Origin of the sequence: Rhizobium sp. Root149 (assembly GCF_001427345.1) — a bacterium.
Lineage (GTDB): Bacteria > Pseudomonadota > Alphaproteobacteria > Rhizobiales > Rhizobiaceae > Neorhizobium > Neorhizobium rhizoryzae.
Map to the genome: position 1 here is coordinate 149422 of NZ_LMGD01000022.1, position 14158 is coordinate 163579.

Consider the following 14158-nt stretch of genomic DNA (forward strand, 5'->3'; position numbering starts at 1 on the left):
GGTGACCCGACCACGGCAGAGTGCTGAACGCACGGCAGAAAGACTGCACAAGCTTGGTCATCAACCTCTCATCCTGCCGCTCACACGCCCGCATCATCTGCCTGAAGACGCAGGAAAAGCGCTCGCTCGCCCCTGTTCTGCGCTGGTCGTCACCAGCGCTGAAGCTGTGCGGGCGATTTCCAAACTCGACCTTTCCGCATATTTCGGCGTTCCGGTCTTTGCGGTCGGCTCTGCAACGGCAGATGAAGTGCGTCACGCCGGATTTCGCACCGTCACGGTTGCAGATGGCACCGGCGAAGGCCTTGCCCGTTTGTTAATTGACCTCAAGCGTCAGGATCTTCTCTATCTGGCAGGGCATCCGCGTTCACCGGATCTTGAACAGGGCCTCACCGCTGCGGGCATCCGCTTCTCCACCACCGTCTGTTATGAGATGCTACCGCTTGTCTGGATACGTTCTGAGGTGCAAGTGCTGGAAACAGCTCCCGATGCGGTCCTTTTGTATTCAAGCGAAGCAGCGCGGCTGTTCATGGAGCAACCATTGGTTAGGGATAATCCTGACTTCTGGCAAAACTGCCGCGCCCTGTGCCTCAGCGGTAAAGTTGCCCGCAGCCTTGGCGAAGCGACGAAAATGAAGGTTTCGGTTGCCAGCCTGCCAACGGAAGAGGCGCTGTTCGCTCTCCTTTCTTGAACAACCGGAACCAAAATCCCTCGAGCCCCTTTCCATCATCCATCCGGCTGACTAGTTTTGAGCTGGAACAGTTCTAGAAGAGGTTGCCATGGTTTCGGATAAGCCGCCCCGCCGCTCCCGTTCGGGAAAGACCCCAGTCACACTTGATCTGGCGGCCGAGGACAAGGGCATCATCGCCGAACCCGTGCGCGCCAATGACACGGACGAGCCGACTGCGAGCACACCGGTCGACCCCGTGGCCGACCATGCGACCGCCGACGCCATCACGCAAACCACGTCGGCAGCAGACGATGCGCCCGCACAAAGCGCCCCGGCATCAGGCGAAGCAACCGCTCCCGACGCACCACCGGCCAAACTCGGGTCAGAAGCCGATCCGGCCTCTTCCGCCGGCGCGCCAGCGACATTGAATGACACGCTGAAGCCTGCGGACATCGCCTCCTCCGAGCAAAATCCGTCGCCCTTCAGTCAGGCAGCGGAAACACAGCCTGAGGCTCCTGTGTCGCCAGCATCGTCGACGACTGCGCCTCTGGCTTCCAATCACGCAGGCGAGACCTCGAAAAAATCACCCTCCACATCTGCCATGATCGCCGCTGGCATTGCAGGCGGTCTTGTTGCGCTTCTGCTTGCCGGAAGCATGCAGTATGCGGGCATTATTCCCGGTCTCGGCCCGCAAGGGCGTGGCGATGCAGCGGCTATCGACCAATTGCGTCAACAGGTCGCCGCTCTCCAGACCGCCAAGCCTCCGGCAGATCTGACCGCGCGCATTGCGGCACTTGAAAAGAACGGTGGCGGAAATGCTGAGCTTGCCCAACAGGTGGAAAGCCTGCAGCGAGATCTGGCCGCGGCAAAATCCGCCAGTGCCGCCATGGGCGATAACAGCGCCAAGCTTGGCCAGCGCATGCAGGCGCTTGAACAGCGGATCACCCAGCCGGGCCGGGAGCAGGCCATTGCCCGCGCACTGGCTGCGGCAGGGCTGAAGGCCGCAACGGACAGAGGCGGCTCGTTCAAGGCTGAACTCGATACCTTTGCGAGCGTGGCAACCGACGATCCGGCAGCCTCGAAACTGCAAGCCTACGCGGACAAGGGTGTACCGACTCGCGCCGATCTGGTCCGCCGCTTTCCTGCCGCTGCAAATGCCATGATCGATGCCATTCACCAGCCCGCCGCTGAGGAAGGCATAGCAGCGCGCCTGATGTCGAGCGCCATGCGCGTAGTGAAGGTTCGTCCGGTTGGAGATGTCGACGGCGATACGCCGGAAGCGCGCGTGGCCCGCATGGAAGAGCGCATCAAGAATGGCGACCTGAAGGCCGCAGCAGCGGAGTTCAACGGCCTGCCGGATGCAGCAAAGCAGGCAGCCTCAGCCTACAAACAGGCACTCGATGCGCGCATAGACGTGGATGAACTCGCTGCCGGGACGCTGACACGTGCCATGGCTGCCAGTGGTTCGAACGGTTGAGGAGCATCTGAATGATCCGTCTGTTTATCTTCGCGATCGTTACTCTTGCCCTCGGTTGGGGCTTTTCCTGGCTGGCAGATCGCCCCGGCCTGATTGCCATCACCTGGCAGGACCAGTTGATCGAGACCAGCATCATGGTTGCCGCCACGGCGCTGGTTGCACTCATCGGCGCGGTCATGTTCGTCTGGTGGCTGATCCAGACAATCTGGACCTCTCCGCATTCGGTGCGCCGCTTCTTCCGTGCGCGCAAGCGGGATCGCGGCTATCAGGCGCTCTCGACCGGCCTTATTGCCGCCGGTGCTGGCAACGCGCTTCTGGCGCGCAAGATGACCGCTCGCGCCCGTGGCCTGTTGCGGGCGGATCAGGAGCCGCTCATTCACCTGCTGGAAGCGCAGACGGCGCTCATCGAGGGTCGTCACGAGGAAGCCCGCGAAAAGTTCGAGCGAATGGCCGATGATCCCGAAACGCGGGAACTGGGTCTGCGCGGCCTTTACATGGAAGCGCGTCGGCTGGGCGCCAACGAAGCAGCACGGCAATACGCGGAAGCAGCCGTCGAGAATGCCCCCTATCTGCCCTGGGCCGCTGAGGCGACCCTCGAATACCGCTCGCAGTCTGCGCGATGGGAAGAGGCCATTCGCCTGCTCGACCAGCAGAAGGTGGCCAATGTCATCGAGCGGAAGCGGGCAGACCGTCTGAAGGCCGTGCTTCTCACCGCCCGCGCCACAGAACGGCTCGAAGGCGACCCAAAGGGGGCAAAAGACGATGCAAATGCCGCTTTGAAGCTCGCGAAGGATCTTGTTCCGGCGGGCATCATCGCCGCCAAGGCTTATCTTCGGGAAGACAATCTGCGCAAGGCTGCAAATGTCCTTGAGGGTCTCTGGAAACACCAACCCCACCCGGATGTGGGCATGCTCTATCTCCGCGCCCGTCCCGGCGACAGTGCGGCGGATCGTATGTTGCGCGCCGAGCGGCTGGAGAAGCTCAAACCCAACAACCCGGAATCGCTTCTGATCATGGCGCAAGCCGCGCTGGACAAACAGGATTTCAAACTTGCGCGCGAAAAGGCGCAAGCAGCACTTCGTATGGATCCGAGAGAAGGCATCTATCTGCTTCTGGCCGATATCGAGGATGCAGAAACCGGTGATCAGGGCCGCATTCGCCACTGGATGGCGCAGGCGGTTCGCGCCCCGCGCGACCAGGCTTGGGTGGCAGATGGTTTTGTATCGGACCATTGGCTGCCGGTCTCGCCCGTGACAGGAAGGCTTGATGCGTTCGAATGGAAGCGGCCCTTCGGACAGCTCGAAGGTCCGGTCGAGGAAGGCACAGTTACAGCCGAAACGGCCATCGCAAATCTTCCGCCGGTCATCGCTCAATCGAGCACAGGGGAGCAGGCACCTGAACCCGAACCGTCGACGGTATCTTCAGCCATCAAGCCGGCACCACAAAAGCCGGTCAAACTGGAGGTCATCCAGCCTTCCGCCGCAAGTCCCGCCCATTCAAAGCCCTCGACCCCACCCGTGGAAGAGATAAAGGCGCCGGATCCGTTCAACGGTCGTCCGCCGGATGACCCAGGCGTCAAGGATGAAACGGCTTCCACTTCAAGCGCAACCAGACTGCGGCTGTTTTGACCATGCTGATGTTCGAACGAATTCAGGAATTTTTTCAGGAACTCGGGGTTGGGCGTCCGGATGATGCCTATTCCCCGGACGATCCGCGCGTGGCCTTCGCAGCCCTCTGCTTCCAGGTGATGGAGGCCGATGGCTCCATTTCAGACAAGGAGAAGCTGCGCCTGGAAGATATGCTGCGCGAACGCTACCAGCTGGACAAGTCGCATCTCGATAGCCTGATGGAAGCAGGGCGCTCCGCAGGGTCGGAAGCGGTTGACTATTATCGTTTTACCTCCGATCTTAAGCGACATCTAAATCCCGACGAATGCGTCGCACTGATCGGAGCCCTCTGGGATCTGGTCTATGCCGATGGCGAGCGCAGCGAGATGGAGGACCATGTGATCTGGCGTATTGCCGATCTTCTGGGGGTTTCGGCGCGGGATAGAGTAACGGAGCGGCAGAAAGTGGCGGCTCGGACGGTAGGAAAGGATGCGGGAGGAGATTAAGGATTGGTCGTCGATGCTGATGGTGCCTAACCGTCGAACTGAAAAGCAACCCATTCTCGTCGTTCTGCATCAGGAACGCTCTTCTCCCGGTCGCGTCGGCCAGATGCTGACGGAAAAGGGCTACCCGCTTGACATTCGCCGACCAGTCCTCGGTGATCCGCTACCCGATACCCTAGCAGGTCACGCAGGCGCGGTCATCTTCGGCGGCCCGATGAGCGCCAACGATCCGGAACCTTTTGTGAAGACAGAGATCGACTGGATCTCGGTTCCCCTGAAAGAAAACAAGCCCTATCTCGGAATCTGTCTCGGCGCACAGATGATGGTGAAAAACCTGGGCGGAAATGTTGGTCCGGACCGGGAAGGCATGACCGAGATCGGCTGGTATCCCATCCGCCCCACGGCGCATGGCCGCCTGCTGATGGACTGGCCATCCATGGTATACCATTTCCATCGAGAAGGTTTCGATGTCCCACGCGGGGTCAAGCTTCTGGCAGAGGGCGATGCTTATCCGCATCAGGCCATCCGCTATGGCGAAAATGCCTGGGGCGTCCAGTTCCACGCAGAACTGACACGGGCCATGATGCACAGCTGGGTGGTGCGCGGCGCATCGCGCTTCACCATGCCCAATGCGCAACAAGGCCGGGAGCATCTGGAAGGCCGGATGATCTTCGATGCACCGTTACGCGCATGGCTTTGGAATTTTCTCGATCTCGTCTTCGACAAGCCAGCTTTTGAGACGGCGCAGCCCGTCAAACCGAACCTGGAAAGCGTATAGGCGCTATCGATCGCTCGGCGCATCGAGATTATCGATCCGACGCAGTTTCGGGAAGCCGATCGCCCAGATAATGGCAACCGCCAGAGTTCCGAAACCGCCGACCACGACCGCCGGGACAGCGCCGATCAAATGCGCCATTGTGCCCGCACGGAATTCGCCAAGCTCGTTCGACGCACCGACAAAGACCATGTTCACGGCGTTCACCCGGCCGCGCACCTCATCCGGCGTCCACAGCATGATGAGGCTCTCACGCACATAGACTGAGATCATGTCCGACGCACCCATCAGCATCAGCGCGGCGATCGAGAGCCAGGCGACTTGCGACAAACCGAATACAATGGTCCCTGCCCCGAACAGTCCGACGCCGACAAACATCAGCAGGCCCGCATGGTGACGGATCGGATAGGCAGCCAGAAGCACGGCGACAACAAGCGCCCCGATGCCGGGAGCTGCGCGCAGCAAGCCTAGACCCCATGGTCCGAGCGCCAGAATATCCCGGGCGAACACTGGCATGAGAGCAACAGCACCGCCCAGCAGAACCGCAAACAGATCGAGCGATATCGCCCCCAGCACCACCTTTTCGCTGAAGATGAAGCGGAAACCTGCAAGGATCGTGTTCCAGCTGACCGCCTTCGACGCCGTGCGCTGGTTCGGCTTCGGGATGCTGATGATCAGCACCATTCCTGCCGCCATGAAGAAGAGAGCGACGCTGTAAGCGGCAACCGGGCTGACACCGTAAAGCAAACCTCCAGCGACAGGCCCAAGGATCGAGGCCGTCTGCCAGGAGGAAGAGTTCCAGGCAATCGCGTTGGGCAGGTCCGCCTCCGGCACAAGGTTCGGCGCGAGCGACTGTACGGCGGGCCCCATGAAGGCGCGCTCTATGCCGAAAACCACCAGGATCCCGAAAACAGGCCAGGGCGAGAAACTATGCGTCAGGGTCAAGCCCAGCAAGGCCGCCGTGCATAAACCACCAATCCCGAGGCAGATCGCGACGATGGCGCGTCTGTTGTAGCGATCGGCCACGGAGCCCGTCACGAGGATCAGCAAAGGCGACGGCAAGAACTGAAAAAGGCCGATGAGCCCGAGATAGAGAGCATTGCCGGTCACATCATACATCTGCCAGCCGACGGATACGCTGACGATCTGGATCGCAAAGGCTGCCAGGAAGCGCGAGAAGAAGAAGCGCGCATAGGCGGAATGCCGGAATGCGGCAAAGCGATCAGCTGAGGCGGTAATGGACATGGATGCTTGGCTTTCGCAACGCTCCCGACAGAAACGGAACGCCGTTCACTATGATTCGCAATGGGCCGAGGGTCAGCCCTTGTGGCTTAAGTCGTCAATAGCTAAATGTCTGTCAACCGAGAAATGGAGATATGAATGCTCGCGCTGTTTCAGACCATCGATCTGGCTTTGAACCTTTATACCTGGGTCCTGATCCTCAGTGCCATCTTCTCGTGGCTGTTTGCGTTCAACGTCATCAATTCGAGCAACCAGGTCGTCAATACCATCGGAACGATGCTGTATAACCTGACCGAACCGGCCTTGCGCCCCATTCGTCGCTTCATGCCGAACCTCGGCGGTATCGATATCTCGCCGGTGATCCTGCTGCTCATCATCTTCTTCCTCCGCTCGCTGCTCTGGACATCCATCGCTCCGATGTTCATTCGGTGAGCGACGCAGGCCATCCGGTCAGTGCCTATGCTGACCACATTCGGCTGAGTGTGAGGCTGACGCCCAATGCCTCGCGCGATGCCGTGGAGGGGCGAGAGACCGGCGATGATGGCGAATGCTGGCTGCGCGCCCGCGTGACTTCGGTCCCGGAAGATGGCAAGGCCAACAAGGCGCTGGTCCAGCTGCTTGCCAAATGGCTTCGTGTTCCGAAATCCTCGATCTCATTCATTTCCGGCGAAACATCGCGCAAAAAAATCCTCCGGATCGAAGGCGACCCGGAGGATTTGCAAAGCAAGATCAAGAGCCTTCTGGCTGACTGATCACTTCTGTGCGTTGTAACGCTCGATCGCTTCGACGATCAGCCGCTTGGCAACCGTCACATCCTGCCAGCCACCGATCTTCACCCACTTGCCGGGCTCCAGATCCTTGTAGTGCTCGAAGAAGTGTTCGATCTGCTTCAGCGTGATTTCCGGCAGATCGGTGTAGTTCTCGATCTTGTCATAACGGCGAGTCAGCTTCGGCACCGGCACGGCAATGATCTTCTCATCCTTGCCGCCATCGTCTTCCATGATCATGACGCCGATCGGGCGAACATTGATCACGCAGCCCGGGATCAGCGGACGTGTGTTGCAGATGAGAACGTCCACCGGATCGCCATCTTCAGACAGCGTATGCGGCACGAAGCCGTAGTTCCCCGGATAGGTCATCGGGGTGTAAAGGAAGCGGTCAACGATCAAAGCGCCTGCATCCTTGTCCATCTCATACTTGATGGGATGGCCGCCGACTGGCACTTCTACGATGACATTCACGTCGTCCGGCGGGTTCTTGCCGATCTTGATCGCATCGATACGCATGGTTCTCCCCGAGTGCGTTGAATAGTGACGCCTCGATACTGGGAAAACCGCCGCATTGCAACACGACCATGTGCGAAGAAGCGGCTTTGAACCGCTGCAGTGTCAGGACCAGACGAAGCCCAGCTTTCGCAGGTTCACCTCGCCAAAACCTTCCATGCCTTCGACCATATCCTGGCCTCCGTGCCGACGGAAGAAACGCACGGCGTGCTCGCTGTCTTCAAGGCACCAGACCACGAGACCCTTGCAGCCCAGCGAGCGCAGAAGACGGCAGGACTCGCCGAACAGCTTGCGGCCCATGCCGATACCCTGAAACTCAGGACGCAGATAGATTTCGTAGATTTCCCCGTCCTGCGGCAGCGCCCGTGCGCGATTGAGACCAACCGTTGCATAGCCTGCAATCGTACCGGCAACGTCCAGCACCAGCAGCGTTGCCGGTCCCCGTGTCGCCCGACGCCACCAGGCTTCACCTCGACGCTCCAGCATCTCCGTCAACTGCCTGTGCGGAATGAGGCCTGCATAGGCTTGAGACCACGCTTCCCGGTGAACCTCGGAAACCGCTGTCGCATCGTTGGGTTCTGCGCGTCGGACGTCAATGGTTAGTGTCTTCATGACCGTGCTCACTCATGTCTGACGCAATCCAGGTGCGCCGCACGCCTCATCCGTGCCCCATGAAGTTAACGCATTCTTAACCTTCCCCACAAGACGGGAGCGACCACTGCCCACGAAAAAGGGCCCCGGTTGATACCGAAGCCCTTCCACAATTCAAACCTGTCGAAATCGATCAGGCGATCTTCTGCTTCTCGAAACGCTTGCGATCATTCGGATCGAGATACATCTTGCGCAGACGGATCGACTTTGGCGTCACTTCCATCAACTCGTCGTCCTGGATCCAGGACAGCGCGCGGTCCAGCGTCATGCGGATCGGCGGCGTGAGCTTGACGGCTTCGTCCTTGCCGGCAGCGCGGATGTTGGTCAGCTGCTTGCCCTTCAGTACGTTCACTTCCAGATCGTTGTCGCGGGAGTGAATGCCGATGATCATGCCCTGATACACCTTTTCACCCGGCTCGATGATCATCGGGCCGCGATCTTCCAGGTTGAACATGGCGTAGGCAACCGCTTCACCGGAACCGTTCGACAGAAGAACACCGTTGTTGCGGCCAGCAATGGCACCCTTGAACGGCTGGTAGCTGTGGAACAGGCGGTTCATGATCGCGGTACCACGCGTATCCGTCAGCAGTTCCGACTGATAGCCGATAAGACCACGGGTCGGTGCCAGGAATTTCAGGCGGATGCGGTTGCCGCCGGAGGGGCGCAGTTCCGTCATTTCGGCCTTGCGCTCGGACATCTTCTGCACGACCACGCCGGAATGCTCTTCGTCGACGTCGATAACGACTTCTTCGATCGGCTCCATCGTTTCACCGGTTGTTTCGTCCTTGTGCATGACGACGCGCGGACGCGACACGGCCAGTTCGAAGCCTTCACGACGCATGGTTTCGATGAGAACCGCGAGCTGCAATTCGCCGCGACCGGACACGAAGAAGGAATCCTTGCCTTCGGCTTCTTCGATCTTCAGGGCGACGTTGCCTTCGGCTTCCTTCAACAGACGGTCGCGGATGACGCGGCTCGTCACCTTGTCGCCTTCCGTGCCAGCCAGTGGGCTGTCATTGACGATGAAGGACATGGTGACGGTCGGCGGATCGATTGGCTGGGCCGTCATGGCTTCCGTGACCGACGGATCGCAGAACGTGTCGGCAACAGTTCCCTTGGAAAGACCGGCGATGGCCACGATATCGCCCGCATGGGCTTCGTCGATTGCCGTGCGCTCGATACCACGGAAGGCAAGGATCTTGGAAATACGACCGGTTTCGATCGTCTTGCCGTCCTGACCCAGAACCTTCACAGCCTGGTTCGGCTTGATGGAACCCGACGCGATACGGCCGGTGATGATACGGCCGAGGAAGTTGTTGGCTTCCAGGATCGTGCCGATCATGCGGAACGGGCCTTCTTCGACGGTCGGCTCCGGCACGTGCTTCAGCACGAGATCGAGAAGCGGTGCGAGACCCTCATCCTTCGGGCCTTCCGGATTGAAGTTCATCCAGCCATCACGGCCCGAACCGTAGAGGATCGGGAAGTCGAGCTGCTCGTCCGTTGCGTCCAGGTTGGCGAACAGGTCGAACACTTCGTTGATGACTTCCTCATGGCGGCCATCCGGACGGTCGATCTTGTTGATCGCCACGATCGGGCGAAGACCAACCTTCAGAGCCTTGGAGACAACAAACTTCGTCTGCGGCATCGGGCCTTCGGAGCTGTCGACCAGCACGATTGCGCCGTCCACCATCGAGAGAATACGCTCGACTTCACCGCCAAAGTCGGCGTGGCCGGGGGTGTCGACGATGTTGATGCGAACACCCTTCCACTCGACAGAGGTCGCCTTGGCAAGAATCGTGATGCCGCGCTCTTTTTCCAGGTCGTTGCTGTCCATCACGCGTTCTGCAACGCGCTGGTTTTCACGGAAGGAGCCCGACTGTTTCAGGAGTTCGTCGACGAGGGTCGTTTTCCCATGGTCAACGTGCGCGATGATCGCGATGTTGCGTAGTGCCATATCAAAAATCTCTGAAGCTGCGGCGCTTGAACCATCAATAATGAGAACGCGCCAATTTTCGTTGGCGCGCTCATAGCCTGTTTTTCGCAAACGCGAAAGGGGGCGGGACCGGAACAGTTAATTCCAGCCCGTCAACCCGCTTAAATCATGCCCTGCGAACCGGATCGAGCGTCACCTTGTAGAGTTCCACGTCGTCACGGTCCATCAGCCGTACGGTCAATTGCTCGGTCTGGCCGTCCACGTCCACAAGGCCAAAGAACTGCAGACCGGCGGATGGCGGCAGGTTCTGTCCCTGTTCGGCGGTCGGTGCCTTGATGAACTTCAGCTCAGGCCCGAACGTCGTGTCGAGGTCGTTCGGGCCGAATGTTCCCGCATGCAGCGGACCGGAAATGAATTCCCAGAAGGGTTCGAAGTCCTGGAACTTGGCCTTGTCGGGATTGTAATAGTGGGCTGCGGTGTAGTGCACATCCGCCGTCAGCCACACGGTGTTGGAAATCCCCGCCGTCTTGATGAAGCGGAGCAGATCGGCGATCTCCAGTTCGCGGCCCTTCGGCGCGCCATTGTCACCCTGGGCAACCGCTTCCGTACCCTTCCGGTTGGCAAAATCATCCCAGACGATGACACCGAGCGGCATGTCAGCCGCTATGATCTTCCACGTGGCCTTGGAGGCGGAAAGCTCCTGCTTCAGCCAGGCCACCTGCTGCTCGCCCAGAATGCGCGATTCCGGCGTCTGCTCCGTCTCCATGCCGTCATGGTTCGAACCGCGATAGCTGCGCATATCAAGGAAAAAGACATCGACCAGCGGCCCATAGGCGATCTTGCGATAGACCCGGCCCGGTTCGGCGGGCGTATAGCGGATGGGCGACATTTCGTGGAAAGCACGGGCGGCGCGCGCCGTCAGCAGGGAAACGGATTTTTCCTTGTAGCGGTCATCCGCCATCAGGTTCTTGCTGGATGACCAGTTGTTGACGACTTCATGATCGTCCCACTGGTAGAAGGTCGGACAGACGGCGGAAAGCTCCCGCACATGCCGGTCCATCATGTTGTATTTCCACTGGGCGCGGTATTCGTCCAGCGTCTCTGCCACCTTGCGCTTTTCGTCGATCAGCACCGTGTTTTTCCATGTGGTCCCGTCCTTGAAGGCGACCTCATCCTTCATCGGGCCATCGGCATAGATCGTATCGCCCGAATGGATGAAGAAATCCGGCTGATGCCGCGCCATCGTCGCATAGGTCTTCATGCCCGTCTCGTCGATACCCCAGCCCTGACCGGCCGTATCGCCCGACCAGACGAAGCGCACGGAACGGCGCGAAGCCGGCGCCGTGCGGAAACGTCCAGTGATCGGCTCGGAGACGCTGTTTATGTGAGCAAGGTCGGCTGCAACGAAACGATAGAAAATGTCCTGATCGGACGGCAGGTCGGCCAGCAGGCGCTTCACGGCAAAATCCGTCTCGGCCAGCGCATCCATCGGCGCAAGTCGCACCGGGTTCTTGAAGCTCTCGGTGGTCGAATACTCCATCATGATGCGCGACGGACGATCGACACGCGTCCAGATCATGCCGGATGACATATCGACATCGCCCGACTGTACGCCATGGGTGAAGGTCGGGCGGTCGGCGCTACGGGCGTAGAACGGAACAGCAAGACCGGAGCCTGCGACGAGGCCGGTTGCAGCTGTGGAAACGAGGAAGGAACGGCGTGACACCTGTCCGAGTGTGTTGCGCATGAAACTCTCCTGGAGCTCGATGGATGGAAGCGGTCGGTACGAAAACTCGCTGACCGGAACCCACCATGCGCACGTGTCAGATTCATCATGCCTAAATGAAGGTTTGTTGATGTTTCCGTGACGGAGATCGAACTCCGCCCCGGAAACGCTATTACGATGCCTCAGGCGTCGCTGCCAGAAAGTTCTCCCACCATGGCAAGGCCCTTCTTCTTCAGCATGGCCTCGGGATCCGGAAGCTTGCCGCGGAATGCCTTGTAAGCCTCTTCCGGATCGATGGAGCCACCAACGGAATAGATGTTGTTCTTCAGCTTGCGCGCCATGACGGGATCAAACGCATTGCCTGTCTCCTCGAAGGCCGCAAAGGCATCCGCATCCAGCACTTCCGACCACATGTAGGAATAATAGCCAGCCGAATAGCCGTCGCCAGAAAAGACATGCTGGAAGTGCGGCGTCGCATGGCGCATGACGATCGAGGACGGCATGCCGATCTCAGAAAGAACCTGAGCCTGCACCAACATCGGATCGTCTACCGCTCCACGCGTATGGAAGGCCATGTCCACCAGGGCCGACGAGGTGAATTCGACCGTATTGAACCCGGCATTGAAGGTGCGAGCCGCCAGCACCTTGTCCAGCAGCGCCTTTGGCATGGGTTCACCGGTCTCGTAATGAACGGCATAGCGGGTGAGAATCTCCGGCACCGTCAGCCAGTGTTCGTAGAGCTGCGATGGAAGCTCGACGAAGTCGCGCGAGACACCCGTGCCCGAAACGGAAGGATAGGTCACGTCCGACAGCATGCCATGCAGACCATGGCCGAATTCGTGGAACAATGTGCGTGCATCATCCAGCGAAAGAAGCGCAGGCTTGCCGGGCGCGGGCTTCGCAAAATTGCAGACATTGTAAATGATCGGCAGCTCGCCCTCGGCACCGTTCTTCAGAGGCAGCTTGTGCTGGCTCTGGAACGAACTCATCCAGGCACCCGAGCGCTTCGAGGAGCGAGCGAAGTAATCGCCAAGGAACATCGCCTTCAATGTTCCCTCCGCATCGCGAACCTCGAAGACACGCACGTCTGGATGATAGGCGGCGATGCCCTTCGTTTCGGTGATGGTGATGCCGAACAGGCGATGCGCAACGTCAAAGCAGGCTTCGATGATCTTTTCGAGCTGCAGATAGGGCTTCAGTTCCGATTCGGAAAAATCGAACATCCGCTCGCGCAGCTTCTCCGCATAATAGCGCCAGTCCCAGGGCTGAACCTTCCCGTTGATGCCATCTTCCGCCATAAGCCCTTGCAGCGACGCCTCTTCTTCTGAAGCCTTGGAGCGCGCTTTGGCCCACACCTTCATGAGCAGATTGTTCACATTGGCGGGCGTCTTCGCCATCGTATCATCCAGCTTGTAGGCGGCGAAATTCTCGTAACCCAGCAGCTTGGCCTTTTCGAGCCGCAGCGCCAGCACCTGCCGGACGATGGCGACATTATCCCGCTCGCCACCATTCTCGCCGCGCTTCACCCAGGCATGAAACGCCTTCTCGCGCAGGTCGCGGCGGCTGGAAAACGTCAGGAATGGCTCGATGATCGAACGCGACAGCGTCACCGCATAGGCACCTTCAGGCGCGCTCCGCTCGCGGGCGGCAGCCGACATCGCATCCTTCAGGAAACCCGGAAGACCGGCAAGATCCTGCTCATCGGTCAGAACCAGCGACCAATCCTTCTCGTCGCCCAGAACATTCTGGCCGAACTGCGCGCCAAGGCCCGCCAACGTCTCATTGATGGAAGCCAGACGCTCCTGCTGTTCGCGCGAAAGCTTGGCACCGGCGCGCACGAAACCTTTCCAGTGGCGTTCCAGGACGCGCATTTCCTCGACGGTCAGGCCAAGCTCCTGGCGCTTTTCCCAAAGGCTGTCGACGCGGCGAAACAGGGCCTCGTTCATGGCGATGCGCGAATAATGCCGGGACATTTTCGGCGCGATCTCCCGCTCCAGGGCCTGGATTGCATCATTGGTATGAGCGCCTGCGCGGTTCCAGAACAGCGCCGATACGCGCGACAGCTCATCGCCCGCAATTTCAAGCGCCGTGATCGTATTCGAGAAACTCGCAGCCTCTGTATTGTTTGCGATCGAATCGATTTCAGCATCATGCAGTTTCAACGCAGCATCGAAGGCCTGTCCGAAGTCTTCGTCCCGCACACTCTCGAAGCGTGGCAGACCGTTCGGACCGCTCCATTCGACAAGAGCCGGGTTGATTTGCGAAGCCATAGTCATCGATCGATTTCCTTCTTG

13 protein-coding genes are annotated in these 14158 nt (G+C 59.5%); 7 read left to right on the forward strand and 6 right to left on the reverse strand.

What is annotated here, in order from left to right; all coding sequences use genetic code 11:
- The first annotated feature begins 1 nt into the window (after position 1).
- The 5 genes from ASD54_RS18950 to ASD54_RS18970 all read left to right on the forward strand — a co-directional run bounded on the left by ASD54_RS18950 (position 2) and on the right by ASD54_RS18970 (position 5032).
- Entirely contained in the window at positions 2-688 is a 687-nt protein-coding gene (locus ASD54_RS18950) for a uroporphyrinogen-III synthase (protein WP_162249594.1), read from the forward strand.
- Between the two features lie 88 nt (positions 689-776).
- Complete coding sequence (locus ASD54_RS18955; protein WP_062556115.1) at positions 777-2144, forward strand: hypothetical protein; 1368 nt, start codon at positions 777-779, stop codon at positions 2142-2144.
- Between the two features lie 11 nt (positions 2145-2155).
- Positions 2156-3772, forward strand: a complete 1617-nt coding sequence (locus ASD54_RS18960; protein WP_062556116.1) for a heme biosynthesis protein HemY — start codon at positions 2156-2158, stop codon at positions 3770-3772.
- A gap of 8 nt (positions 3773-3780) precedes the next feature.
- On the forward strand, positions 3781-4257 hold the full coding sequence (locus ASD54_RS18965) for a TerB family tellurite resistance protein (RefSeq protein ID WP_062556293.1): 477 nt from the start codon (positions 3781-3783) through the stop codon (positions 4255-4257).
- Positions 4258-4270: 13 nt separating this feature from the next.
- Positions 4271-5032 (forward strand): glutamine amidotransferase, encoded by a 762-nt coding sequence (locus ASD54_RS18970; RefSeq protein ID WP_062556117.1) that lies wholly within the window; start codon positions 4271-4273, stop codon positions 5030-5032.
- 3 nt (positions 5033-5035) lie between these two features.
- Here the strand turns inward: ASD54_RS18970 and ASD54_RS18975 are convergent, their stop codons facing one another.
- On the reverse strand, positions 5036-6274 hold the full coding sequence (locus ASD54_RS18975; RefSeq protein WP_062556118.1) for an MFS transporter: 1239 nt from the start codon (positions 6272-6274) through the stop codon (positions 5036-5038).
- A gap of 135 nt (positions 6275-6409) precedes the next feature.
- On the opposite strand from ASD54_RS18975, the gene ASD54_RS18980 reads away from it, so the two are divergent.
- Positions 6410-6703 (forward strand): YggT family protein, encoded by a 294-nt coding sequence (locus ASD54_RS18980; RefSeq protein ID WP_062556119.1) that lies wholly within the window; start codon positions 6410-6412, stop codon positions 6701-6703.
- Positions 6700-7023: a DUF167 domain-containing protein gene (locus ASD54_RS18985; RefSeq protein WP_062556120.1), complete on the forward strand. Its 324-nt coding sequence runs from the start codon at positions 6700-6702 to the stop codon at positions 7021-7023. The genes ASD54_RS18980 and ASD54_RS18985 overlap by 4 nt, the downstream gene beginning before the upstream one ends.
- Here ASD54_RS18985 and ppa read toward each other — a convergent pair whose 3' ends face one another.
- The 5 genes from ppa to ASD54_RS19010 form a co-directional block, all read right to left on the reverse strand.
- The gene (gene ppa / locus ASD54_RS18990; RefSeq protein WP_062556121.1) at positions 7024-7557 is read right to left on the reverse strand and encodes an inorganic diphosphatase; all 534 of its coding nucleotides are present in this window, start codon (positions 7555-7557) and stop codon (positions 7024-7026) included.
- A gap of 102 nt (positions 7558-7659) precedes the next feature.
- A complete protein-coding gene (locus ASD54_RS18995; RefSeq protein WP_062556122.1) occupies positions 7660-8166 on the reverse strand; it encodes a GNAT family N-acetyltransferase in 507 nt (168 codons plus the stop codon).
- 172 nt (positions 8167-8338) lie between these two features.
- A complete protein-coding gene (typA, locus tag ASD54_RS19000) occupies positions 8339-10159 on the reverse strand; it encodes a translational GTPase TypA (RefSeq protein ID WP_062556294.1) in 1821 nt (606 codons plus the stop codon).
- A 145-nt stretch (positions 10160-10304) separates the two neighbouring features.
- Positions 10305-11885, reverse strand: a complete 1581-nt coding sequence (locus ASD54_RS19005; protein ID WP_062556123.1) for an alkaline phosphatase — start codon at positions 11883-11885, stop codon at positions 10305-10307.
- Between the two features lie 161 nt (positions 11886-12046).
- The gene (locus ASD54_RS19010; protein ID WP_062556124.1) at positions 12047-14140 is read right to left on the reverse strand and encodes a M3 family metallopeptidase; all 2094 of its coding nucleotides are present in this window, start codon (positions 14138-14140) and stop codon (positions 12047-12049) included.
- Between the last annotated feature and the right edge of the window lie 18 nt (positions 14141-14158).